A 22199-nucleotide genomic window follows, 5' to 3' on the forward strand; every position below is an offset into this window, starting at 1 on the left:
GTCCGGGCCGCGACCCGTCGCCGCGCCGACGCCGGGGGCCCGGCGGCCTGACACAATGACCCCCGTGCCCTCCGTGAACACCCCTTCCCCGGACACCTCGCCGGCCACCACCCCCGACAGCCCGGCCTCCACCGTCGCCGCCACCCCAGGCGTCCCCGAGACCGACCCGCGCCTGCCGCACGTCGTCGTCGTCGGCGGGGGCCCGGGCGGCTACGAGGCCGCCCTCGTGGCCCGCCGGCTCGGCGCCCGCGTCACCGTGGTCGAGCGCCACGGGCTCGGCGGCGCCGCCGTGCTCACCGACGTGGTTCCGTCCAAGACCCTCATCGCCACCGCCGAGTGGTTCACCACGGCCGAGCAGGGGCCCGAGCTCGGCGTCCGCGGGGAGGCCCCCGCGGGCGAGCGTCGCGACCTGGTCGACCTCGAGGCCGTGAACGCCCGTGTGCTCGCGCTCGCCGACGCGCAGTCGCGCGACATCCACTCCCGGCTCGAGCGCGAGGGCGTCGAGATCGTCGCCGGAGCGGGCCGCCTCGACGGCCCGTCGCGGGTCGTCGTCGACACGGAGACGGGCACGACGACGCTCGACGCCGACACCGTGCTGCTCGCCGTCGGCGCCACGCCGCGCACGCTGCCGACCGCCGTCCCGGACGGGGAGCGCATCCTCACCTGGACGCAGCTCTACGGCCTCGCCGAGCTGCCCGAGAAGCTGATCGTCGTGGGGTCCGGCGTCACCGGCGCGGAGTTCGCGGGCGCCTACCAGGCACTGGGCTCGCAGGTGGTGCTCGTCTCCTCCCGCGACCGGGTGCTGCCCGGCGAGGACATGGACGCCGCCGAGCTGCTGGAGGGCGTCTTCCGCGCCCGCGGGATGACCGTCATGTCACGGTCGCGTGCGGCGTCCGCCGTGCGCACCGAGGACGGCATCGCCGTCACGCTGACCGACGGGCGCGTCGTCGAGGGCTCGCACGTGCTCATCGCCGTCGGCGGGGTGCCGTCCACCGCCGGCATCGGCCTCGAGGAGGCGGGCGTGCGCCTGTCGGCGAGCGGCCACGTCGAGGTGGACCGCGTGTCGCGCACCTCCGTGCCCGGCGTCTACGCCGCGGGCGACTGCACCGGCGTGCTGCCGCTCGCGTCCGTCGCGGCCATGCAGGGCCGCATCGCGATGTCGCACGCCCTGGGCGACGCCGTCGCGCCGCTCAAGCCTGGTCGCGTCGCCGCCAACATCTTCACCGCTCCGGAGATCGCGACGGTCGGCCTCAGCGAGTCGACGCTCCGCGAGCGGGGCTACCGGTACGTCACGACGACGCTGCCGCTGGCGCGCAACCCGCGCGCCAAGATGCTGGGCATGCGCGACGGCTTCGTGAAGCTCTTCGCCCACCCGGACGCCGGCGTCGTGCTCGGCGGAGTCGTCGTGGCCCCGCGCGCCAGCGAACTGATCTTCCCGATCACCCTCGCCGTCGCGCACCGCCTCACGGTGGACGACGTCGCCGACTCGTTCACCGTCTACCCGTCGCTGTCCGGGTCGATCGCCGAGGCCGCCCGCGTGCTGCACGGGCAGTCGGGGGAGGACGCCGCCGTCTGACGGCCCGTGCCGGGCGCGTCGGGACGGGCCGGGTCAGGACCTGCCGTCGAGCCGCGCCCGCAGCGCGGGCCACGCCGTCGCGAACGCGGGCAGCAGGGGGAGGGCCGTCACCTCGTCGACGGCGACCCATCGCACCTCCAGGCTCTCCGGGTCGGCCGCGCCGGGCGTCACGCGGGCGCCCGGCGCGACGTCCGCGAGCACGGTCGTGTAGGCCCATGGGCCGTGGTCGAGCACGTGCGTGCCCAGCACGTGCACCGCGCGCGGCTCGACGGCCGCCTCCTCGAGGCTCTCGCGCAGCGCCCCGTCGACGGGCGTCTCGTCCGGGGCCAGCGCGCCGCCCGGCACGCCCCACGTGCCGCCCTGGTCCGACCAGACCGCGCGGTGCTGCAGCACGACGTCGGTCACGGGCCCGAGCGCGCCCGGGGTGCCCGGCCCGCGCCGCGCGAGCAGCAGCCCCGCCGCGCCGTAGAGGCCCCAGTGCCGGTGGTCGCCGCAGGTCACCCAGCCGTCCCCGGGGTGCCGGTGGAGGGTCTCGCGCGGGGGAAATCGGCTGGGCACGCGGTCAGGCTACAGGCGACGATGGCACGGTGAGCGCGCACGGCACCGATGAGTTCCCCGACCCCGCACCGTCTTCCACCACCATGAACGACGAGGCGGCGGACCCGCGCGACGAGATGCCCGGGTGGAAGCGGAACGTCGCGATCTTCCTCACCGGCCAGACGATCTCGCTGCTCGGGTCGATGCTCGTGCAGTTCGCCGTGATGTGGCACCTGACGATCGTCACGCAGTCGGGTTCCGTGCTCATGCTCAGCATCGTGTTCGGCATGCTGCCGCAGGCCTTCATGTCGATCTTCGGCGGGGTGTGGGCGGACCGGCACTCCCGCAAGCTGCTGATCATCGGCGCGGACAGCGCCATCGCGGCGATCACGCTGGCGCTCGCGCTGCTCATGCTCTCCGGCGTCGACGACCTGTGGCTGATCTACGTGGCGCTCGCCGTCCGCTCCACGTTCGCGGGGATACAGACCCCCGCGGTGAACGCGATGGTGCCGCAGATCGTGCCGGCGCCCCAGCTCATCCGCATCAACGGGATCAACCAGTCCATCCAGTCCGGCATGATGCTGCTCGCCCCCGTGGTCGCCGCCGCGATCTACGCGAGCTTCGACATCGTCGCGGTGTTCTTCGTGGACGTCGTCACCGCGGTGCTCGGCATCGGCATGCTGATGCTGGTCACCGTGCCGCGACTGGTCCGGCACGACGGCGCCGCGCCCGAGGGGGCCGGTCCGGAGAAGCCGAGCTACTTCGGCGACCTGGCCGCGGGCGTCCGCTACATCCGTGGACACGGCGCCGTGAAGTGGCTCATGACGATCTTCGCCACCACGATGGTGCTCATCGGCGCGCCGTCCTACCTCACGCCGCTCATGGTGACCCGCACCTTCGGCGACGAGGTCTGGAAGCTCACCACCAACGAGGTGTTCTGGGCGGCCGGCATGCTCGCGGGCGGGCTCGCGATGGCGTTCGTCGGGACCCGCGTGACCCACCGCGTGGCGCTGATCGTCGGGAGCACCCTCGCGGCGGGGGTGCTCACCGCCGGGCTCGGCCTGTCCACGAACATGTGGGTGTTCTTCGTCCTGGGACTGCTGATCGGCGTCACGTTCACACTCATGTCCGCGCCGAGCATGGCCATCCTGCAGGAGACGGTCGAGCCCGAGATGCAAGGGCGCGTCTTCGGGTTCGTCGGCATCGTCATGACCGTCGCCATGCCGCTGAGCATGGTGGTCTTCGGCCCGCTCGCCGATCGGTACTCCGTGCAGGTGCTGCTCGTCGTCGCCGGCGCGCTGCTCGTCGCCTTCGTGGCCGCGGTGCTGTCGGTGCCGTCCGCCCGCCGCTCCCTCGCCGCCATCGCGCGGCCGGCGACGTCCGAACCCGCCGAGGTCGTGCGAGATCCCGCGAGGTAGGACGAGAGCCCGCGACGGACTACTCCCTCGGGTCAGTCGACGATCTCGCAGATGGCGGCGCCGGCGGTGACGCCGTCGCCGGGGGTCGCGGACAGGGACCGCACGGTGCCCGCCTTGTGCGCGAGCAGCGGCTGCTCCATCTTCATCGCCTCGAGCACGACGACGAGGTCGCCCTCGGCCACCTGGGCCCCGTCCTCGACCGCGACCTTCACGATGGTGCCCTGCATGGGCGAGGCGAGGGTCGCGCCGCTCGCGGCGGAGGACGTGCGCCCGTTGCCGCGGCGGGCGGGGCGGCGGGCGGCGTTCGCGCGGCGGGCGCGCCCGGCGGCCACGCCGAGCCCGGCGGGCAGCACGACCTCGAGACGGCGGCCACCGACCTCGACGACGACGCGCTCGGCGAGCTCCTCGGCCGGCTCCTCGGCGTCGGGCACCGGGGCCGGGGCGGCCGGCGCGAGCCTGCCCAGCTCGTCCGCGAAGTCGGTCTCGATCCAGCGGGTGTGCACGCGGAAGGGGGAGCCGTCGGTGGGGACGAAGTCCTCGGCCTCCATCACCGCGCGGTGGAACGGCACGACGGTGGGGATGCCCGCGACCTCGAGCTCGCGCAGCGCACGGCGGGCACGCTGGGCCGCCTGCTCGCGGGTGGCGCCCGTGACGATGAGCTTGGCGATCATCGAGTCGAAGGCGCCCGAGATCGTGTCCCCCTCGACGACGCCGGTGTCGACGCGCACGCCCGGGCCGGACGGCCAGCGCAGCGTGGAGACGGTGCCGGGGGAGGGCAGGAAGCCCGCGGCCGGGTCCTCGCCGTTGATGCGGAACTCGAACGAGTGACCGCGGACCGTGGTGGAGTCGTACCCCAGCGGCTCGCCCGCCGCGATGCGCAGCTGCTCGCGCACCAGGTCGAGGCCGGTGACCTCCTCGGTGACCGGGTGCTCCACCTGCAGGCGGGTGTTGACCTCGAGGAACGACAGGGTGCCGTCCGTCCCGACGAGGAACTCGCACGTGCCGGCGCCCACGTACCCGGCCTCGGCGAGGATGGCCCGCGACGCCCGGTCGAGCTCGGCCTCCTGCTCCGGCGTGAGGAAGGGCGCGGGCGCCTCCTCGACGAGCTTCTGGTGCCGGCGCTGCAGCGAGCAGTCGCGGGTGGAGACCACCACGACGTTGCCGTGCGCGTCGGCCAGGCACTGCGTCTCGACGTGCCGCGGCCGGTCGAGGTACCGCTCCACGAAGCACTCGCCGCGGCCGAACGCGGCGACCGCCTCGCGCACCGCGGACTCGTACAGCTCGTCGATCTCGTCGTCCGTGCGGGCGACCTTGAGGCCGCGGCCGCCGCCGCCGAACGCCGCCTTGATGGCGATCGGCAGCCCGTGCTCGGCCGCGAAGGCGTGCACCTCGTCCGCACCCTGGACCGGGTCGGACGTGCCGGGCACCAGCGGCGCGCCCGCGGCCTGCGCGATGTGCCGCGCGCTCACCTTGTCGCCGAGGGACTCGATGGCGGCGGGCGGCGGCCCGATCCACACCAGCCCGGCGTCGAGCACGGCCTGGGCGAACTGGGCGTTCTCCGACAGGAACCCGTAGCCGGGGTGCACCGCGTCCGCGCCGGAGCGGCGCGCGACGTCGAGCAGCTTCTCGACGTCGAGGTAGGTGTCGGCGGCGCGCTGGCCCTGCAGCGCGAACGCCTCGTCGGCGAGCCGGACGTGCAGCGCGTCCCGGTCGGAGTCGGCGTAGACGGCGACGGAGGCGATCCCGGCGTCGGCGCAGGCACGGGCGATGCGGACGGCGATCTCGCCGCGGTTCGCGACGAGGACCTTGCTGATGGTGGGCACGGCTCACGGTAACGCGTGCGCCGCCGTCCTCCGGCACCCGCGCGACGCCTGCGGAGAAGTCTGTGCCGGGTACCAACGACGATCCGGGCCGTTTGGAGGGATCCCACATGGACCCGGGCGGTAGGTAGTGCCGGAGGCGCCCGGAGTTGGTGGTTTCGGCAGTGGGTCTGAGCCGCTCAGCGGGGGTCGCGGAGCGAGCGCCAGGGGATCTCCAGCTCGCCCAGCAGCTCTCGCAGCAGCGGCAGGCTCAGCCCGACGACGCCGTGGTGGTCGCCCTCGATCCGGTCCACGTACGGGCCTCCGAGGCCGTCGATCGTGAACGCGCCGGCCACGTGCAGGGGCTCGCCCGTCGCGACGTAGGCGTCGATCTCCTCGTCGTCGACGTCGGCGAAGTGCACGGTGGTGGACGACGACGCGCCGAGCGTGCCGCCCGTGCCGCCGTCCTCGGGGTCGCGGGCGTCCACCAGCCAGTGGCCCGTGTGCAGGACGGCCACGCGGCCGCGCATCGCACGCCAGCGGCGGCGGGCGTCCTCGGCGTCCGCGGGCTTGCCTAGGATCTCCCCGTCCAGCTCGAGCATCGAGTCGCAGCCGAGCACGAGGGCGGACGCCTCGTCCTCGCCGCCGTCCTCGAGGCGGGCGCTGACCTCCTCCGCCTTGGCCTGGGCCAGGACGAGGACGGCGTCGGCGGGGTCGAGGTCGCCGCCGAACCCGGCGCGCGCGGCGTCGAGCACGGCCGGCTCGTCGACGGACGAGACGACGACCCGCGGCGTGACGCCGGCTGCCGCCAGGGTGGCCAGGCGGGCGGGGGACTGCGAGGCGAGGACGAGGCGCACGGGCGCGGTGGAGGCAGGCACGTGCGCACCCTAACCAGTCAGCCGGTGTGCAGCAGCAGCGACGACACCAGCAGGACGACGGGCGACGCGACGGTCGTGACCAGGATGGTGTCGCGCGCGAGCAGCTCGCCGGTACGGAACCGCGCCGCGTAGTTGTACACGTTCTGGGCCACGGGGAGCGCGGCGAGCGTCACCGCCGTCGCCACCTGCGCGGGGTCCAGCCCGAACGCGTACCGCGCGAGGACGAAGGCGACCGCCGGCATGACGACCGCCTTGAGCACCGACGCCACCACGACGGCCGTGCGCCCGCCGGGCTGCTGGAAGGGACGCGACCCGTGGAGCGACATCCCGAAGGCGAGGAGGATCATCGGCACGGCCGCGCCGCCGAGGATCTCCAGCGGCGCGAGCACCGGGGCCGGGACGCTCCAGCCGGTGAGCGAGACGACCGCGCCCGCGAGCGAGCCGAGGATGATCGGGTTCCGCACCGGCTGGGCCAGCACGAACCCCACCGACACCCGCCCCGACGTCTGGGCGTCGAGCACCAGCAGCGTCACCGGGGCGAGGATCAGCAGCTGCAGCAGGATCACCGGCACGACGGCGGCGGGGTCGCCCAGCACGTACACGGCCACGGGCAGGCCGATGTTGTTGGCGTTCACATAGCCGGCCGAGACCGCGCCGATCGTCGCCTCCGTGGCGGGGCGGCGCAGCCAGAGCAGGTTGACGACGACGAACACCGCCGCGACCGCCACCGCGGCGATCGCCTGCACCAGCAGCGGCGCCTGGAAGAGCTCGCCGACGTCGGCGTCCGCGATGACCGTGAACAGCAGCGCGGGGCTGGCGACGAAGAACCCGATGCGGTTCAGCGCGGTCCGGGCGTCGGGCCCGCCGAGGCGCAGGCGCGCCGCGACGTACCCGACGGCGATGACCACGCCGATGATCGCGAAGCCGGTGAGGATGCCTTCCATGCGGGGCGGGGGGAGCGCGCCGCGTCAGCGGGCGTCGCGCAGGGCGCCGGTCAGCACGTCCAGGCCGACCGAGCCGAGGCCGAGCGCCCTGGCGTGGAACGCCCGCAGGTCGAACTCCTCGCCGCGCGCCCGCGCCGCCGTCCGGGCGTCGTCGCGCGCCTGCTCCCACAGCCGCTGGCCCACCTTGTACGACGGCGCCTGGCCGGGCCACCCGAGGTACCGGTTGAGCTCGAACCGCACGAACGACTCGGGCATGTTGACGTTCGCCTTGAGGAACGGCCACGCCTTCTCGGCGTCCCACACCCCGCCGCCCCACTGCTCGGGGGCTGGCTTGCCGAGGTGCACGCCGATGTCGAGCACCACGCGCGCCGCGCGCATCCGCTGCGCGTCGAGCATGCCGAAGCGGTCGCCCGGGTCGTCGAGGTGGCCGAGGTCGGCCATGAGCCGCTCGGCGTACAGGGCCCAGCCCTCGCCGTGCCCGGAGACCCAGCACATCAGGCGGCGCCACGAGTTCAGCGTGTCGCGCGCGACGACGGCGGCCGCGCACTGCAGGTGGTGGCCGGGCACGCCCTCGTGGTAGACGGTCGTCTTCTCGCGCCAGGTGTTGAACTCGGTGACGTCGGCGGGCACCGACCACCACATGCGCCCGGGACGGGAGAAGTCGTCGCTCGGGGGCGTGTAGTAGATGCCGCCGGTCTGGGTGGGGGCGATGCGGCACTCGATGGTGCGCACGGGCCCCTCGATGTCGAAGTGCGTGCCTGCGAGGTCCTCGATGGCGGCGTCCGCGGTCTCCTGCATCCAGCGGCGCAGCGCGTCGGTGCCGTGCAGCGTGCGGGCCGGGTCGGCGTCCAGCGCGGCGACGGCGTCCTCGACGCTCGCGCCGGCACCGGCGATCTGGCGGGCCACGGACTCCTGCTCGGCCACGATCCGGGCCAGCTCGTCCAGACCCCACTCGTACGTCTCGTCCAGGTCGACCTCGGCGCCGAGGAACTCGCGCGAGAAGCGCGCGTAGCGGTCGCGGCCCACGGCGTCGCGCTCCGGCGCCTGCGGCGCGAGGTCGCGCTCGAGGAACTCGGCGAGGCGCGCGTAGGCGTCGCGGGCCGCGGTCGCGCCGCGCTCCAGCTCGGCGCGCACGAGGCTGCACGCGCTCGACTCGTCCAGGACGGCGGCGGCGTCGTCGCTGCGCACGAGGCCGTCGAAGAACGACTCGTGCCCGTCGAGGCCGGCGAGCTCGCGCGACTGGGACACGCCTTCGCGCACCTGGCGGATCGCGGCGACCTGGCCGCGCCGCGCCGCCTCCGTGAGGGACGCGACGTAGCCGTCGATCGCGTCGGGTACCGCGTTGAGGCGCGCGGCGACGTCCTCCCAGGCCTCGACCGAGCCGGTGGGCATGAGATCGAAGACGTCGCGCAGCTGCTGCACCGGCGACTCGATGTTGTTGAGGCTGGCCAGCGGCTCGCCGGCGTCGTGCAGCTCGAGCGCCAGGCCCACCCGCTCGCGCATCGCGGCCAGGGTGACCCGGTCGACGGCGTCCAGCGGGCCGCCGTCGCGCTCGGCCGCGTCCAGCTCGCGCAGGACGGCGCGGTCCGACTCGGCCCGCGCCTCGTGCCCGGCGGGGGACAGGTCGGTCATGCGGTGGTCGTGACCGGGCAGCCCGATCGCGGTGGCGAGCAGCGGGTCGAGCTCGGCGGACCGGGTGACGTACGCGTCGGCGACGGCGTCGACCGCGGAAGGGGTGCGGGGCGGGGTGGGGGTGCTCGAGGTCACAGCACGCACCCTATCGACCCGCCCCGAGACGGCGCGCCGTCATTCCGGCCCTCCGGGTACGGTCTGTGCCCGTGCACAGTGTCGTGAAGAACGAGGACGTGAATCCCCCCGCCGCCCACGCGCCCCTCCGCGTCGTGGTCGCCCCCGACTCGTTCAAGGGCAGCGCCACGGCGACGCAGGTGGCCGCGGCGCTCGCGGCCGGGGCCCGCGCCGCCCTGGGCGGCGACGCCGACGTGCGCGCCGTGCCGTTCGCCGACGGCGGCGAGGGCACCCTGGACGCGATCCTCGGGGCGTGGGGCGAGGAGCCCCGCACCTGCGTCACGACCGACGCCCTCGGGCGCCCGACCACGGCGCGCTACGGCGTCTCGCCCGACGGCCGCACCCTCGCGGCCGAGGCGGCGGAGGCCTACGGCCTGCCGAAGGTCTCGGACGTCGCGCTGCGGCCGCTCGACGCGACCAGCCACGGCGTCGGCACCGTGGTGCTCGCCGCGCTCGACGCCGCCCCGGACGTCGAGGAGGTCGTCCTGTTCGTCGGCGGGTCGGCCTCGACCGACGGAGGGGCGGGGCTCCTGTCCGACCTCGGCGCCCGGTTCCACGACGCGGACGGCGCCCCCGTCCCTCCGGGGGGTGGCGGGCTGAGCGCCCTGGCCGCCGTCGACCTGTCCGGCCTCGACGCCCGCGCCGGCGCGCTGCGGTGGCGCATCGCGTGCGACGTCGACAACCCGCTGCTCGGGGCGCGCGGCGCGGCGGCCGTCTTCGGGCCGCAGAAGGGCGCGACTCCGGAGGACGTCGCGGTGCTCGACGACGGGCTCGCGCACCTCGCCGACGCCCTCGCCGCCGCGACCGGTCACGACGCGCGCGACCTGCCGGGCGCCGGTGCCTCCGGCGGGCTGCCGGTGGGCCTGTCGGCCGCGCTCGGGGCGGAGCTGGTGCCCGGCGGCGAGCTCGTCGCCGAGGCGGTGGGGCTCGCGGAGGCGCTCGAGGGCGCCGACCTCGTGCTCACCGGGGAGGGCCGCCTCGACGAGCAGTCACTGCACGGCAAGGTCGTGGACACCGTGGTGCGGCTCGTGGCGGGCCGCGCGGCGGTCGTCGTCGTGGCGGGCGGCGTGGAGCTCACGCCCGCCCAGGTCGCGGAGGCCGGGATCGCGGCGGCCTTCTCCCTCGCGCCGGGGCCGCGCACGCTCGCCGAGCTCTCCCGCGACGCCGTGGTCGAGCTGGAGCACACGGCCGCGCACGCGTGCCGCCTGTTCGCGGCGGGGCGCGCGTCGCGCTGACGCGTCAGCGCTTGCGGGTGCGGCGGCGGACGGCGTCGGCCCAGTCGCGGTGGTACCGCACCACGACGGTCTCGGTGCCCGGTGCCCACCAGACGGCGACCGGGTCGCCGTCGCGCGGGGGAGGCAGCCGCTCCTCGTCGTCCGGCCGCACCAGGGACGAGTAGGGGCGGTCGGCCGTGCCGTCGTCCGTCGGGTAGGACACCACGCCGCTGAGCAGGAGGCCGGAGCTCGTGCGGCGCTCGTTCACGGAGACCGACCCCGTGGCCGACCGCCTGTCCGCGCCGAACGCCGCGGCGTCGCGCCCCTCGGTGGCCTGGCGCTGGTCGTCCCGGTAGCGGACCAGGGCGGCGACGGCGGTGACCATGAGGCCGGCGAGCATGCCCATGAACAGCCACAGCTCGAGCTCGCCGGACGGGTCCTCGATCGTGCGCCGCAGCACGTAGAGGCCGGCGGTCACCACGAGGGCGGGCGCCCACAGCCACCGTCGCAGCCAACCCGGGCGCGGGGGAGCGGGCAGCTCCTCCAGCGGCGCGTCGACCTCGTCGGGGCCCTCGACCTGCTGCCAGACGACGCTCACGAGTGCAGGCTCCAGCGCCACGCGTCGGCGTTGTGGCGGCCCCAGCGACCGCCGAAGCTCTTCGCGGTCACGCCCGCGCCGTTGCCGCGCACCGTGCGGGCGCGGTTGGTCCACTCCTCGACGGGGGCCCCGTCGTCGGGCAGCCCGCTCGCCGACGCGACCGCCGCGAGCCCGGCCACCAGCGCGGCGACCTCGACGTCGTCGGGCCGACCGCGCACCACGCGCACCTCGTTGCTCATCGCGCACCCCCGAGCGGGTCGTCGCCGTCCTCGTCGTCCAGCTGGTCGTCCAGCTCGTCGTCGAGGTCGTCGTCGCCGAACTCCACCGCCGCGCCGCGCGACGTCGCCCACTCCGCGACCTCGTAGCCGCCGTCGAACAGGCGCTGCGCGACGTCCCCGCCGGCCTCGTCGAGCAGCTCGACGACGCCGTCCAGGGTGCCGGGCGAGCCGGGCGTCGGGTCGGCCACGACGAAGCCGAGGTAGAACACCTCCGCCGGCACGGCGCCCTCCGGGGCGTCGTGGGTGTGCTCGTCCTCCTCCTCGCCGCCCTCCCACACGGAGCTCGTCAGGTCGGGGTGCATGCCCAGCCCGTCGTGCAGCGCGTCGAAGACTGCGGCGTTGAGCTGGCCCACCCGGCTCTCCAGCGCGAGCACGCGCGGGTCCTCGTCCGCCTCGGAGGCGCCGAACTCGGCGCGCACGCCGACCGCGGTCTGCACGTACTCGTGCAGGGCGGCCGCCAGCGCGTCGACGGCGCGGTGCATCGGCTCGGGGTCGACCGACCCCAGCGGGGCGGGTCCGTGCGTGGCGTCCTCGTGGCTCATCTGCTCATTCTTCCCGGTTTCGACGGCGCTCAACCACCGACGGTGTCACAGGGGGATGTTGCCGTGCTTCTTGGGCGGCAGGCTCGCGCGCTTGGTACGCAGCGCCCGCAGCGCGCGGACCACCTGCACGCGCGTCTCGGACGGGCGGATGACGGCGTCCACGTAGCCGCGCTCGGCGGCGTCCCACGGGTTGACGATCGCCTCCGTGTACTCGTCCGTGAGGCGCTGCCGCTCCGCCTCGACGTCGCCTCCGGACTCCGCGACCTCCTTGAGCGCCGAGCGCTGCAGGATGTTCACCGCGCCGGACGCGCCCATCACCGCGACCTGCGCCGTCGGCCAGGCGAGGTTGACGTCCGCCCCGAGCTGCTTGGAGCCCATGACGATGTACGCGCCGCCGTAGGCCTTGCGCGTGATGACGGTGACCAGCGGGACGGTCGCCTCGGCGTACGCGTAGATGAGCTTGGCGCCGCGCCGGATGATGCCCTGGTGCTCCTGGCCGACGCCGGGCAGGAAGCCGGGGACGTCGACGAAGGTCAGCACGGGCAGGTTGAACGCGTCGCAGGTGCGCACGAACCGGGCCGCCTTCTCGGCGGCGTCGATGTCGAGGGTGCCCGCCATGGACAGCGGCTGGTTGGCGATGATGCCCACCGACTGGCCCTCGACGTGGCCGAACCCGATCAGCACGTTCTGCGCGAACAGCGGCTGCACCTCGAGGAACGACTCGGGGTCGAGGACAGTCTCGACGACGGCGCGCATGTCGTAGGGCTGGTTGTCGCTGTCGGGGACGATGACGTCGAGCGCCTCGTCGTCCTCGGTGACCTCCAGCGGCGTCTCGTCCTCGGGCGGGAACGACGGCGCGTCGCCCAGGTTGTTCTGCGGCAGGTAGCCCACGAGGTGGCGCACGTAGTCGATCGCGTCGTCCTCGTCCGCACCCAGGTAGTGCGCCACGCCGGACGTCGCGTTGTGCGTGCGGCCGCCGCCGAGGGTCTCGAAGTCGACGTCCTCACCCGTCACCGTGCGGATCACGTCCGGGCCGGTGATGAACATGTTGGACGTGCCGTCCGCCATGACGATGAAGTCGGTCAGGGCGGGGGAGTAGACGGCGCCGCCCGCGCTGGGACCGAGGATGAGCGAGATCTGCGGGATCACGCCGGAGGCCGCGACGTTGCGCCGGAACATCTCGGCGAACTGCGTCAGCGCCGCGACGCCCTCCTGGATGCGCGCCCCGCCACCGTCGGAGATGCCGATGATCGGCACGCCGGTGCGCAGCGCGAGGTCCTGCACCTTGGCGATCTTCTCGCCGTGCACCTCGCCGAGCGAGCCGCCGAAGACCGTGAAGTCCTGGCTGAACACGCACACCTGGCGCCCGTCGACCGTGCCGTGGCCGGTCACGACGCCGTCGCCCGCGACGCGCCGCTTGTCGAGGCCGAAGTTGCGGCTGCGGTGCATGGCCAGCGCGTCGAGCTCGACGAAGCTGCCCTCGTCCAGCAGCGCCTCGATGCGCTCGCGGGCCGTCTTCTTGCCGCGCGGGTGCTGCCGCGCCTTCGCCTTCTCCTCGGCGTCGGTCACGGCCTCGGCCCGCCGGCGCTCCAGGTCGGCGAGCTTGGCGGCGGTGCCGGAGGCGGCGGGCGGCTCGATGTCGGTCGAGGAGGTGGCGTCGTTCACCCGACCGACCCTAGTTGGTGGGTTGCCACGCATCGATGCGCGACAGGCTGCGGCCCGCCCGGATTCTTTGGAGGGACCCCACAAAGGGTCGGTGGCGGTGAGATGCGGGACGATCGGGGACGTGAGCCACGACCCCCGCGACGACCCCCGCCGAGACCCCCTCGATCTCCCCTCCGTGCGCCGCGACCTGCTCGCGCCCGCAGGCCCCCTCGCCCGCCTCGACGTCGTCGAGGCGTCCGGTTCCACGAACGCCGACCTGGCCGACGCCGTCCGCCGGGCGCCGGGGGAGTGGCCCGCGCCCGCGGCGCTCGTCGCCGAGCACCAGACGGCGGGGCGGGGGCGTGCGGGGCGCGGGTGGCAGACGCCGCCGCGCGCCGCGCTCACCGTCTCGGTGCTGCTGCGCCCGCGGCTCGAGCCCGCCCGGCTGGGCTGGCTGCCGCTGCTCGCCGGCCTCGCCGTCGCGCGCGCGGTCGACGCCGCCGGGGTGCCCGGGGCCGCGGTGAAGTGGCCCAACGACGTGCTGCTGCCGGCCGCCGACGACGCGGCCGGGCTGGGGCCGTTCCGCAAGGTGGCGGGCGTGCTGGCCGAGGTGGTGCCGGCCATCGACGGTCAGGGGCCCGCCGCCGTCGTCGTCGGCGTCGGGCTGAACGTGGACCAGTCCGCGGCCGAGCTGCCCGTGCCGACCGCGACGTCGCTGGCGCTCGAGGGGGCGCGGGCCGACCGCGGCGCGCTGCTCGGCACGCTCGTGCGCGAGCTGGTCGGCGTCGTGGCGGACCTGGAGGCCGCCCGCGGGGACGCCGACGCGGCCGGGCTCGCGGCACGGTACGCGGCGGCGTCGGCCACGCTCGGCACGGCGGTGCGCGCCGAGCTCGCCGGCGGTCGCGACGTGGTGGAGGGCGAGGCGGTGCGCGTCGCCGCCGACGGCGCACTGGTGCTGGCGACGGCGGGCGGGGAGCGGACGGTGACGGCCGGGGACGTGCACCACCTGCGCACGGCATGACCGTGGTCGCGTCAGCGGCCGGCGAGCTCGGCGACCACGGGAGCGAGCCGGTCGGCGGCGTTCGCACCGACGACGACGTAGGAGAAGCCGCCCTCCTCGCGTCGCCGCAGGATCTCCTCGGCGGCCGCCCCGGGGTCGGCGGGCAGCTGCAGCAGCGAGTCCGCCGCGCGCAGCGCGCCGGTGTCGGTGTCGGGCGGCGCCATGAACGGGGAGACGGCATCGCCGACCACGGCCGCGTGGAACGCCAGCTCGAGGTCGGCGCGTGACCGGAGGTCCGCCGCGATCTCCATCGTGACGGCCCGCGGGTCGCCGGCATGATCGCGACCGCCGCCGTGTCCGCGAGGTCGGCGGCGAGGGCGCGGGCCTTCGGGCCTCGCACCGCCATCACGACCGGCGTGCGCCGCGCCGCGCCGTCGAGCCGGCGGAGCAGCGCGACCGCCTCGCCCATGCGCGCCAGTCGTCGCCCGGCCGGGAGGACCGGCATGCCCAGCTCCCGCAGCTCGTCCTCGATGCCGGGCCTCCCGGCGCCGAGGCCCATCTCGAAGCGGCCCTCGGTGAGCACCGACAGGGAGTGCGCCTCCCAGGCCACGGCGCGGGCCGTGCGCAGCGGCGAGGCGTACACCCAGGTGCCGACGCGGACGTCGGCGAGCGTCGCCGCGACCGCCAGGGTGGGGCCGGGTGCCGGCTGCCACTGCTGGACGTCGGGCATCAGGAGGGTCGAGTACCCGTGGTCGGCGATCCGGCGCACCTGGTCCCGCCACGCGGGGAGGTCGGCGCCGACGGGGGCGACGACCCCGAAGCGAAAGCGCCGTGCCGGCCTGGTCGTGCGGTCGTGGGGCATCGTCGCGGTCCTCTCGCGCAGGCGTCGTGGTCGGGACGTGCTCATCGACCGCCGGCGGGGCGCGAACTCATCGGGCGCCGGCCCGGGGCTCCCAGCCGGGACACAGCCCGCGCTGACTACAGTGGGGGCGTGACGAGCGACACCACGACGGGACCCGGTCTGCCGACGGACGACGACGCCCGGCGGGCGGGGGACACCGCGGCCCGCCTGGACGAGGCGATCCTCGGCGGCCCGCGCCGGTACACGCTGTCCGACCTCGTGGAGGGCACCGGCCTGTCGCAGGAGTTCATCGAGAACTACTGGCGCTGGCTGGGGCTGCCCGTCACCCACCCCGCCGAGGTGGGGTTCACCGACGCGGACATGCAGGCGCTGCGCGAGATCGGCGAGCTCGTGGACGCCGAGCGGCTCGACGAGCAGGCCCAGATGACGCTCATCCGCTCCCTCGGGCACACCACGGACCGGCTCGCACTGTGGCAGGTGGAGGCGTTCGTCGAGCACCTCAGCCGCCGCGACGGCCTGGACGACGTGAGCGCGCGGCTCGCCGCCATCGACCGGATGCCGGACCTCACCTCGCAGCTCTCCCGCCAGCTCGAGCACGCCTGGCGGCGCCAGCTCGCCGCGCTCACGGGGCGGCTCGCCACCGAGTTCGGCGGCGCGCGTCGCGGCACCCAGGAGGCGCACGACGACGAGCTGCCGCTGCCGCGCGCCGTCGGGTTCGCCGACATCGTCTCGTTCACCAAGCGCACCGCGGGCCTCGGGTCGCAGGAGCTGTCGGAGTTCGTGCAGCTCTTCGAGTCCCGGGCCCGCGACGTCATCACCGAGGCCGGCGGCCGCGTCGTCAAGACCATCGGCGACGCCGTGCTGTTCGTGGCCGACGACGTCACGACGGGCGCCGAGGTGGCACTCGGCCTGGCCGCGCCGCACGCGACCGACCCCGAGATCCCCGTGCGCGTCGCGTTCGTGTGGGGGCGGGTGCTGTCGCGGTTCGGCGACGTGTTCGGCTCCGACGTCAACCTCGCCTCCCGCATCACCGAGCTCGCCGAGCCGGCCACCGTGCTGGTGGACCCGCACACGGCGTCCCTGCTCGCGTCGTCGTCCCGCTACGCCCTGACGGCGCAGCCGCCGCAGGAGGTGCAGGGCATCGGCGAGATCACGCCGGTGCGGCTGCAGCGCGCCTACACCGGGGGCTGACCCTCCGCGCGCTCACCGCGCCACCTCAGGAGGCGTCCGAGCGCACCACGCGCAGCGTGCGGTTGCCGGCGGCCAGGTCGTCCAGCGCCCGCTCGGTCGCCTCGTCGGCCGGGAGCAGCAGCTCGATCCGCAGGTGCTCGCCCCCGCCGGGCACCAGCACCTGCGGCTCCACGCGCAGGGCGCCGGCCTGCGGGTGGGCCAGCCGCAGCACGGCGTCCCGTCCCCGGTCGGCGACCGGGCGCGCCCACCGCTCGGTGAACGCGGCCCCCGCCAGCACCGTGAGGGCGTCCACCAGCTCGCCGAGGACCGGGTCGGACGGCACCGACTCGCGCTGCAGGTCGGCGACCACGCGGTCCGCGACGGCGTCCCAGTCGGGGAACAGGTCGCGGGCCCGCGGGTCGGTGAGGACGACGGGTGCCAGCCGCGGCTCCCCGTGGTCGAACAGGCCGGCGGGCGCGAGGAGCGCCCGGTAGGCGGGGGTGCAGGCGAGCACCGTGCCGAAGCGGTCGAGCAGGGCGGCGGGGGCAGGGGCGAGACGGTCCAGCACGGCGCGGGTGCCCGCCGGGATGTCGTCGCCCGGCGCGGTCGCCAGGCAGACGCCGGCCCCCTGAGCGTCCTTGGAGGCGAGCAGCAGCACGCGCCGCTCGTCGTGCCCGAGCCGGAGCGCGTCGGCGAGCGCGCCCACCACGGCGGGCGACGGGTGCCGGTCGCGCCCCTGCTCCAGGCGGGTGAGGTACTCGACGCTCACGCCCGCGAGCACCGCGAGCTCCGCGCGACGCAGGCCGGGGGTGCGGCGGCGCCCGACCTCGGGCATGCCCACGTCCCGGGGGCGCACGTCCTCGCGGTACGCGCGGAGCAACGCGCCGAGGTCACGGTCGATCCGGTCGGCGGTCCGGTCGGCGTCGGTCATGCGGCCAGCCTAGGCACGCGGCGGCGGCGGAGGGTGGCCCTGGCGCGGCCAGGCTCGCGGCGGCCTCCCGCCGGCGCGGCCGCCGGGCGACGGTGGACGCGTCGGCACCGACCCGGTGGCCGGCGCACAGCCGTCACGAGGAGCACAGCATGGACCTGGGACTGGAGGGGCGCACCGTCGTCGTCACGGGGGCGTCCGGGGGGATCGGGCGGCACGTCGCCGCCCAGTTCGGCGCCGAGGGCGCCGACGTCCTCCTCACGTACCGCGAGTCGAAGGACGACGCCACGCGCGTCGCGGAGGAGATCGGCGGGCGTGCGCTCGTCGTCCGCTACGACCAGACCGAGGAGGGCGCGGCCGAGGGCGTGCGCGACGCCGTCCTCGCGTGGACCGGCCGCGTCGACGTGCTGGTCAACAACGCGGTGACCTGGAGCCCGCCGGGGGCGGACGGCCCGCGTGGCTTCGAGCACGTGCCCGACGGCGCCTGGCTCGAGACCGTGCGCGCGAACGTCGAGGGGGCGGTGCGGCTGACCCGCGCGGTCGCCCCGTCGATGCGCGCGCAGCGGTGGGGGCGGCTGGTGCACCTGTCGTCCAGCCTGGTGCGCGACGGCGACGAGGGCACGGCGTACTACGCCACCGCCAAGTCGGCGCTGCACGGGTTCAGCCGGTCGGTCGCGTTCGCGCTCGGGCGCGAGGGCGACATCCTGTCGAACGTGGTGCTGCCCGGCCTCACCAGGACGGTGCGCAACGGGGGGATCGTCGAAGCGTTCGGCGAGTCCGCGGCGGCGCGCGCCCCGCTCGGCCGCCTGCTGGACGCACGCGAGGTGGCGACCGCGATCGTCTACCTCGGGTCGGCCGCCAACACGGGCATCACCGGCCAGGAGGTCGCCGTGACCGGCGGCGCCTGACCGCGGCTCAGCCGCGCCCCGCGGTGACCACGTCCGGGTCCCGCGGGTCGGGGTCGACGTCGATGAGCGACGGCCGGTTGTTCTGCACCGACCCGACGGCGTCGCCCACCGGCCGCGTCGCCATCCCGACCTGCGGGCCGGTGACGATGCCCATCGCCTGCTCGGCCCCGACCGCGGGGTCGAGCCAGGCGTCCCACGACGCCCGCGGCAGCACCACGGGCATCCGGTCGTGGATGCGCTCCAGGTCCTGCGACGCCGCCGTGGTGATCACCGTCGCGGAGACGAGCCAGCGGTCGGGGTCGTCGTCGGCCTTGGTCCGGTCCCGCCAGAACTCGTACAGGCCGGCGAGCGCCGCGACGCCGCCGTCGTCCGGGTGGATCCAGTACGGCTGCTTCGGCACCTTGCCCTTCGACCCGCCCTTCGACCCGCCCCGCGCGGGGGCGCCGGGCGGGAGCTCGAGCTTGCGCCACTCGTAGTACCCGTCGGCCGGCAGCAGGCAGCGCCGGACGCCGAGGGGCTTCGCGAACGCGGACTTGTCGAGGAGGGTCTCGGTGCGCGCGTTGATCATGCGCGCGCCGATCGACGGGTCCTTCGCCCACGACGGCACGAGCCCCCAGCGCGCCAGCCGGAGCGAGCGGGTGATCTCCCCGGTCTGCCCGCCCTCGAGCCGCTGCGGGCGCTCGACGACGATGCGCACGGGGTCGGTGGGGGCGACGTTCCACGACGGGGGCAGGAGGCGCGCGTCCTCCGCGATCTCGGCGACGGCGAGGTCGTCGGCGATGTCCTGGGCGTCACGGAAGGACGCGTAGCGGCCGCACATGGGTCCATCGTGACGCATCCCACCGACACCCGGGCGGCCGGCCGGGGGATTCTCCCTGGGCCTGGTCGTAACGATTCGATACGATGGTGGCCATGCCCGACGACTCCGCGAGACTTCCGCGCGCCCGCTCTCCGTACCGTTGGGTCATCATGCTCGGGGCGCTCGCGGCGCTGCCGGCGTTCACCGTCGACATGTACCTGCCGTCGCTGCCCGAGGTGGCGGCCGACCTGGGCTCCTCCGCCTCGTTCGCGCAGCTGTCCGTCTCCGTGATGCTCATCGGCGGCGCCCTGGGCCAGCTCACGATCGGCCCGCTGTCCGACCGCTTCGGGCGCCGGGCGCCCCTCATGTGGGGCCTCGCGCTGCACGTCGTGACGTCGATCCTGTGCGCGTTCGCGCCGAACATGACCGTCCTCGTCGGGCTGCGCCTCCTGCAGGGCTTCTTCAACGCCGCGTGCGGCGTCGCGGCGATGGCGGTCGTGCGCGACCGGTTCGTCGGCGCGGAGGCCGCGCGCATCCTGTCCCGGCTGATGCTCGTCATCGGCGTCGCGCCCATGCTGGCGCCGACCTTCGGCTCCGCCGTCGCCGCGGCGGCCGGCTGGCGCTGGGTCTTCGGCTTCCTGGCGCTCGCGGGCGTGGCGATGGGCCTGGTCGTGTGGCGGTTCATGCCGGAGACGCTCCCCGCCGGACGACGCCAGACCGGCGGTGCGCGCAGCGTGTTCGCCGGCTACCGCACGCTGGTCAAGGACAAGCAGTTCATGGCGCTCGCCGTCATCCCCGGGCTCGGGCAGGCCGTGCTGATGAGCTACGTGGTCGGCTCGCCGTTCATCTTCCAGGAGGGCTACGGGCTGAGCCACGGGCAGTTCTCCGTGCTGTTCGCCGTCAACGGCCTGGGCCTGGTGCTGTCCGCGCAGGTGAACGCCGCCCTGGTGCGGCGGGTGGCGCCCATCCGGCTGCTGCGGGCCGCGCTCGCGATCCAGGGCGTCGTCGCGGTCGGGCTGCTGGCGGTGGCCCTCACCGGGGCCGGCGGGCTGATCGGCCTCCTCGCGATGCTGTGGCTGGTGCTCGCCTTCCAGGGGCTGATCCCGGCCAACGCGTCGGCCATCGCGCTGTCCCGGCACGGCGAGCGCGCGGGCACCGCGGCCGCCGTCATCGGCGCCGTGCAGTCCGGGGTCGCCGGCCTCGTGTCGCCGCTGGTGGGCGTGCTCGGCGGCGACGCCGTCGCGATGTCCTGGGTGATGCTCGTCGCGCTGGCCGGCGCGATCGCCGTGCTCGCGTTCGCCACGCCCGCCTACCGCAAGGACGGCTGGGTCAAGCTGGCCTGACGGTGAGGGTCGGGTTCGCGGCCTGATGGTGCCGGGCCGTGGGGCGTCCTAGGCGAAGCCGAAGACCGGCCCGAACGCCACCACCACGAGCGCCGCCCACACCGCGTACACGGGCAGGAAGCGGGTCTGCCACCGGACCAGCGCGCCGAACGGCTGCCGCTCGCGCAGGAAGCCGAGCAGGAGCAGCCCGGACCGGGCCAGGTGCACCAGCAGCAGCAGGTTGAGCCCGAGCGCGGCCACCTTGTTGGGGCTGAAGCCGAACTCGGCGATACGGGTGAGCATCGCCGTGAGCGCGACGGCGTCCACGGCGAGCGCGGCCGCGACGAGCACCAGCTGGAGGCCGTCGAACCAGCCCGGGCGGGCGAGGGAGTCGCGGGCCGAGACGGAGTACAGCAGCAGGCAGAGCACCAGCACGAGGATCGCGTCCATGAGGATGAGCAGCTCGCGCTCGACGTCGGCCAGCCCGCCGGCGCCGAGCAGGACGACGAGCGTCACCAGCAGCATCACCGTGGTCAGCGGCGTGAAGACGCGCGTGAGGACCGGGGCGATGTTCTCCACGACGTCCTGCTTCGCCTCGACGAGCCAGGCCCCGACGACGACGGCGCCCGGCACCGCGAACGGCATGATCCAGCTCTCCATCGCGGGCTCGATGTCCACGCCGACGAGGCTCAGGGTCGCGGCCGTGAGGCCCAGCAGCACCCCGCCGCCGATCGCGAGCAGCGTCACGTAGACGACGAGCTCGCCGGTGAAGCGCGCGAAGTCCATCCGCGGGTCCTGGTCCCGCCAGCGGCCACCCACGTAGACCACGCCGACCAGCGCCCACAGCACGACGGGGGCGTGGATCGCCGCGAGGACGACGGTCGACCCCGTGTCGACGTACGGGTAGACGTTGAGCACGACGGCGAGCAGCGCGTACGGGACCAGCAGGGCGCCGACCACGCGCCGTGCGACGCGGCGCTTCCACACGAAGTAGGCGGCCAGGAACGGCGCCGTCATGAGCGGGACGTTGCGCAGCAGCGCCGAGTCCGTGTCGAAGGCCGCGAGCGCCACCTTCACCGCGATCCCCGCGCCGACGGCGAGCGCGAGGACGACGGCGAGCTCGCGCCACGCCGGGCCGGACGCCTGCGCGGCATCGTCGTCCGGGACGAGGACGAGCTGCTTCCACAGCCGCTCGGAGTGCTCGCGCGCGAACTCGTGCGAGACGGCGTCGAGGTTGCCCATGCGGCGCACCGCGACGAGGAACGCCTCGTCGTCGTCGAGGCCCGTCGCGGTGAGGTCGTCGACCCGGCCGCGCAGGTGGTCCTCCATCTCGTCCACGTCGGCGGGCGCGATGGCGCGGTGGCGCTGCACGTACGAGCGCCACTGGTCGATCTGCGCCTCGAGGCGCTCGCGGGAGGCCATCAGGCCCAGCCCTCCGCGACGGCGGGGCGGGCCGGGGCCTGGGCCGCCTGCTGGGCGGACCGCCAGACCTGGTGCAGCACGTCCGCGACGACGGACCACTGCTCCTGGCGCTCGGCGAGCGCGTCGTGCCCGGCCGGGGTGAGGGCGTAGTGCTTGCGGCGCCGGCCGGCCTCGGAGGTGCCCCAGGTCGCGGCGACCAGGCCCAGGCGCTCGAGGCGGTGCAGCAGGGGGTAGAGCATCCCGTCCGTCCACTGCATGCGGCCGCCGGAGAGCTCCGTGACCCGCTTGAGGATGGCGTACCCGTAGGACTCGCCCTCCGCGAGGATGCCGAGCACCAGCGGGGTGGCGGACGCCGCCACCAGGTCCTTGTCGAAGCGCACCTCGAGCTCCTATGTCTAGATCTGCTAGGGGTGCTGAACCTAGCAGATCTAGGCATCGCTCGGGAGGGGTCGACCGGGTGGTTCGGCGCCGCGGCCTTCAGGCGCCACGGGATCGTCGCCCGGCGTTCATCCAGGGTTCGTCGAGCCGTCGCGGAGCGCCGGTGGGATCGGGCC

General features: G+C 75.1%; 21 protein-coding genes and 1 pseudogene. 7 read left to right on the plus strand and 15 right to left on the minus strand.

Annotated elements, in window-relative coordinates; genetic code table 11:
• Positions 1–172 precede the first annotated feature (172 nt).
• Complete coding sequence (locus ACH443_RS03880; protein WP_430589721.1) at positions 173–1576, plus strand: NAD(P)H-quinone dehydrogenase; 1404 nt, start codon at positions 173–175, stop codon at positions 1574–1576.
• A 33-nt stretch (positions 1577–1609) separates the two neighbouring features.
• On the opposite strand, the gene ACH443_RS03885 is transcribed toward ACH443_RS03880, so the two are convergent.
• The gene (locus ACH443_RS03885; protein ID WP_429762487.1) at positions 1610–2134 is read right to left on the minus strand and encodes an NUDIX domain-containing protein; all 525 of its coding nucleotides are present in this window, start codon (positions 2132–2134) and stop codon (positions 1610–1612) included.
• A 29-nt stretch (positions 2135–2163) separates the two neighbouring features.
• On the opposite strand from ACH443_RS03885, the gene ACH443_RS03890 reads away from it, so the two are divergent.
• Positions 2164–3531, plus strand: coding sequence for an MFS transporter (locus ACH443_RS03890; RefSeq protein WP_430555703.1), 1368 nt, complete (start codon positions 2164–2166; stop codon positions 3529–3531).
• Between the two features lie 32 nt (positions 3532–3563).
• Here ACH443_RS03890 and ACH443_RS03895 read toward each other — a convergent pair whose 3' ends face one another.
• From ACH443_RS03895 to ACH443_RS03910, 4 genes are all read right to left on the minus strand, one after another.
• On the minus strand, positions 3564–5345 hold the full coding sequence (locus ACH443_RS03895) for an acetyl/propionyl/methylcrotonyl-CoA carboxylase subunit alpha (RefSeq protein WP_430589722.1): 1782 nt from the start codon (positions 5343–5345) through the stop codon (positions 3564–3566).
• A gap of 185 nt (positions 5346–5530) precedes the next feature.
• Positions 5531–6208 (minus strand): Maf family protein, encoded by a 678-nt coding sequence (locus tag ACH443_RS03900; RefSeq protein ID WP_430589525.1) that lies wholly within the window; start codon positions 6206–6208, stop codon positions 5531–5533.
• Between the two features lie 17 nt (positions 6209–6225).
• A complete protein-coding gene (locus ACH443_RS03905) occupies positions 6226–7152 on the minus strand; it encodes an AEC family transporter (RefSeq protein WP_429762483.1) in 927 nt (308 codons plus the stop codon).
• Between the two features lie 24 nt (positions 7153–7176).
• Positions 7177–8919, minus strand: coding sequence for a DUF885 domain-containing protein (locus tag ACH443_RS03910; protein WP_430589526.1), 1743 nt, complete (start codon positions 8917–8919; stop codon positions 7177–7179).
• Positions 8920–8990: 71 nt separating this feature from the next.
• On the opposite strand from ACH443_RS03910, the gene ACH443_RS03915 reads away from it, so the two are divergent.
• Positions 8991–10193, plus strand: a complete 1203-nt coding sequence (locus tag ACH443_RS03915) for a glycerate kinase (RefSeq protein WP_430589527.1) — start codon at positions 8991–8993, stop codon at positions 10191–10193.
• A gap of 4 nt (positions 10194–10197) precedes the next feature.
• Here ACH443_RS03915 and ACH443_RS03920 read toward each other — a convergent pair whose 3' ends face one another.
• From ACH443_RS03920 to ACH443_RS03935, 4 genes are read right to left on the minus strand one after another with little or no spacing between them, the layout of a single operon-like run.
• Positions 10198–10770 (minus strand): hypothetical protein, encoded by a 573-nt coding sequence (locus ACH443_RS03920; RefSeq protein ID WP_429762480.1) that lies wholly within the window; start codon positions 10768–10770, stop codon positions 10198–10200.
• A complete protein-coding gene (locus tag ACH443_RS03925) occupies positions 10767–11009 on the minus strand; it encodes an acyl-CoA carboxylase epsilon subunit (protein ID WP_430589528.1) in 243 nt (80 codons plus the stop codon). The genes ACH443_RS03920 and ACH443_RS03925 overlap by 4 nt, the downstream gene beginning before the upstream one ends.
• Positions 11006–11590: a hypothetical protein gene (locus ACH443_RS03930; RefSeq protein ID WP_429762478.1), complete on the minus strand. Its 585-nt coding sequence runs from the start codon at positions 11588–11590 to the stop codon at positions 11006–11008. Before ACH443_RS03930 ends, ACH443_RS03925 begins: the two co-directional genes overlap by 4 nt.
• A 45-nt stretch (positions 11591–11635) precedes the next feature.
• Complete coding sequence (locus ACH443_RS03935) at positions 11636–13288, minus strand: acyl-CoA carboxylase subunit beta (protein ID WP_430555707.1); 1653 nt, start codon at positions 13286–13288, stop codon at positions 11636–11638.
• A gap of 88 nt (positions 13289–13376) precedes the next feature.
• Here ACH443_RS03935 and ACH443_RS03940 point away from each other — a divergent pair, with 88 nt between their 5' ends.
• Positions 13377–14255: a biotin--[acetyl-CoA-carboxylase] ligase gene (locus ACH443_RS03940; RefSeq protein ID WP_430589529.1), complete on the plus strand. Its 879-nt coding sequence runs from the start codon at positions 13377–13379 to the stop codon at positions 14253–14255.
• An 11-nt stretch (positions 14256–14266) separates the two neighbouring features.
• Here ACH443_RS03940 and ACH443_RS03945 read toward each other — a convergent pair whose 3' ends face one another.
• A complete protein-coding gene (locus ACH443_RS03945) occupies positions 14267–14545 on the minus strand; it encodes a hypothetical protein (protein WP_430589530.1) in 279 nt (92 codons plus the stop codon).
• An 86-nt stretch (positions 14546–14631) separates the two neighbouring features.
• A pseudogene (locus tag ACH443_RS03950) lies at positions 14632–15141 on the minus strand (LLM class flavin-dependent oxidoreductase); the annotation flags it as partial.
• 84 nt (positions 15142–15225) lie between these two features.
• On the opposite strand from ACH443_RS03950, the gene ACH443_RS03955 reads away from it, so the two are divergent.
• Entirely contained in the window at positions 15226–16287 is a 1062-nt protein-coding gene (locus ACH443_RS03955) for an adenylate/guanylate cyclase domain-containing protein (protein WP_429762474.1), read from the plus strand.
• A gap of 25 nt (positions 16288–16312) precedes the next feature.
• On the opposite strand, the gene ACH443_RS03960 is transcribed toward ACH443_RS03955, so the two are convergent.
• Positions 16313–17197: a helix-turn-helix transcriptional regulator gene (locus ACH443_RS03960; protein ID WP_430589531.1), complete on the minus strand. Its 885-nt coding sequence runs from the start codon at positions 17195–17197 to the stop codon at positions 16313–16315.
• 149 nt (positions 17198–17346) lie between these two features.
• Here ACH443_RS03960 and ACH443_RS03965 point away from each other — a divergent pair, with 149 nt between their 5' ends.
• A complete protein-coding gene (locus tag ACH443_RS03965; protein WP_430589532.1) occupies positions 17347–18102 on the plus strand; it encodes an SDR family NAD(P)-dependent oxidoreductase in 756 nt (251 codons plus the stop codon).
• 7 nt (positions 18103–18109) lie between these two features.
• Here ACH443_RS03965 and ACH443_RS03970 read toward each other — a convergent pair whose 3' ends face one another.
• On the minus strand, positions 18110–18922 hold the full coding sequence (locus ACH443_RS03970) for an SOS response-associated peptidase (RefSeq protein ID WP_429762471.1): 813 nt from the start codon (positions 18920–18922) through the stop codon (positions 18110–18112).
• Positions 18923–19014: 92 nt separating this feature from the next.
• Here ACH443_RS03970 and ACH443_RS03975 point away from each other — a divergent pair, with 92 nt between their 5' ends.
• On the plus strand, positions 19015–20244 hold the full coding sequence (locus ACH443_RS03975) for a multidrug effflux MFS transporter (protein ID WP_429762470.1): 1230 nt from the start codon (positions 19015–19017) through the stop codon (positions 20242–20244).
• Between the two features lie 48 nt (positions 20245–20292).
• Here ACH443_RS03975 and ACH443_RS03980 read toward each other — a convergent pair whose 3' ends face one another.
• A complete protein-coding gene (locus ACH443_RS03980; RefSeq protein ID WP_429762469.1) occupies positions 20293–21645 on the minus strand; it encodes a permease prefix domain 1-containing protein in 1353 nt (450 codons plus the stop codon).
• Complete coding sequence (locus ACH443_RS03985; protein ID WP_429762468.1) at positions 21645–22025, minus strand: PadR family transcriptional regulator; 381 nt, start codon at positions 22023–22025, stop codon at positions 21645–21647. The genes ACH443_RS03980 and ACH443_RS03985 overlap by 1 nt, the downstream gene beginning before the upstream one ends.
• Between the last annotated feature and the right edge of the window lie 174 nt (positions 22026–22199).

Origin of the sequence: Isoptericola sp. NPDC019571, assembly GCF_044389385.1 — a bacterium.
In the GTDB taxonomy this organism is placed as follows: domain Bacteria; phylum Actinomycetota; class Actinomycetes; order Actinomycetales; family Cellulomonadaceae; genus Isoptericola; species Isoptericola nanjingensis.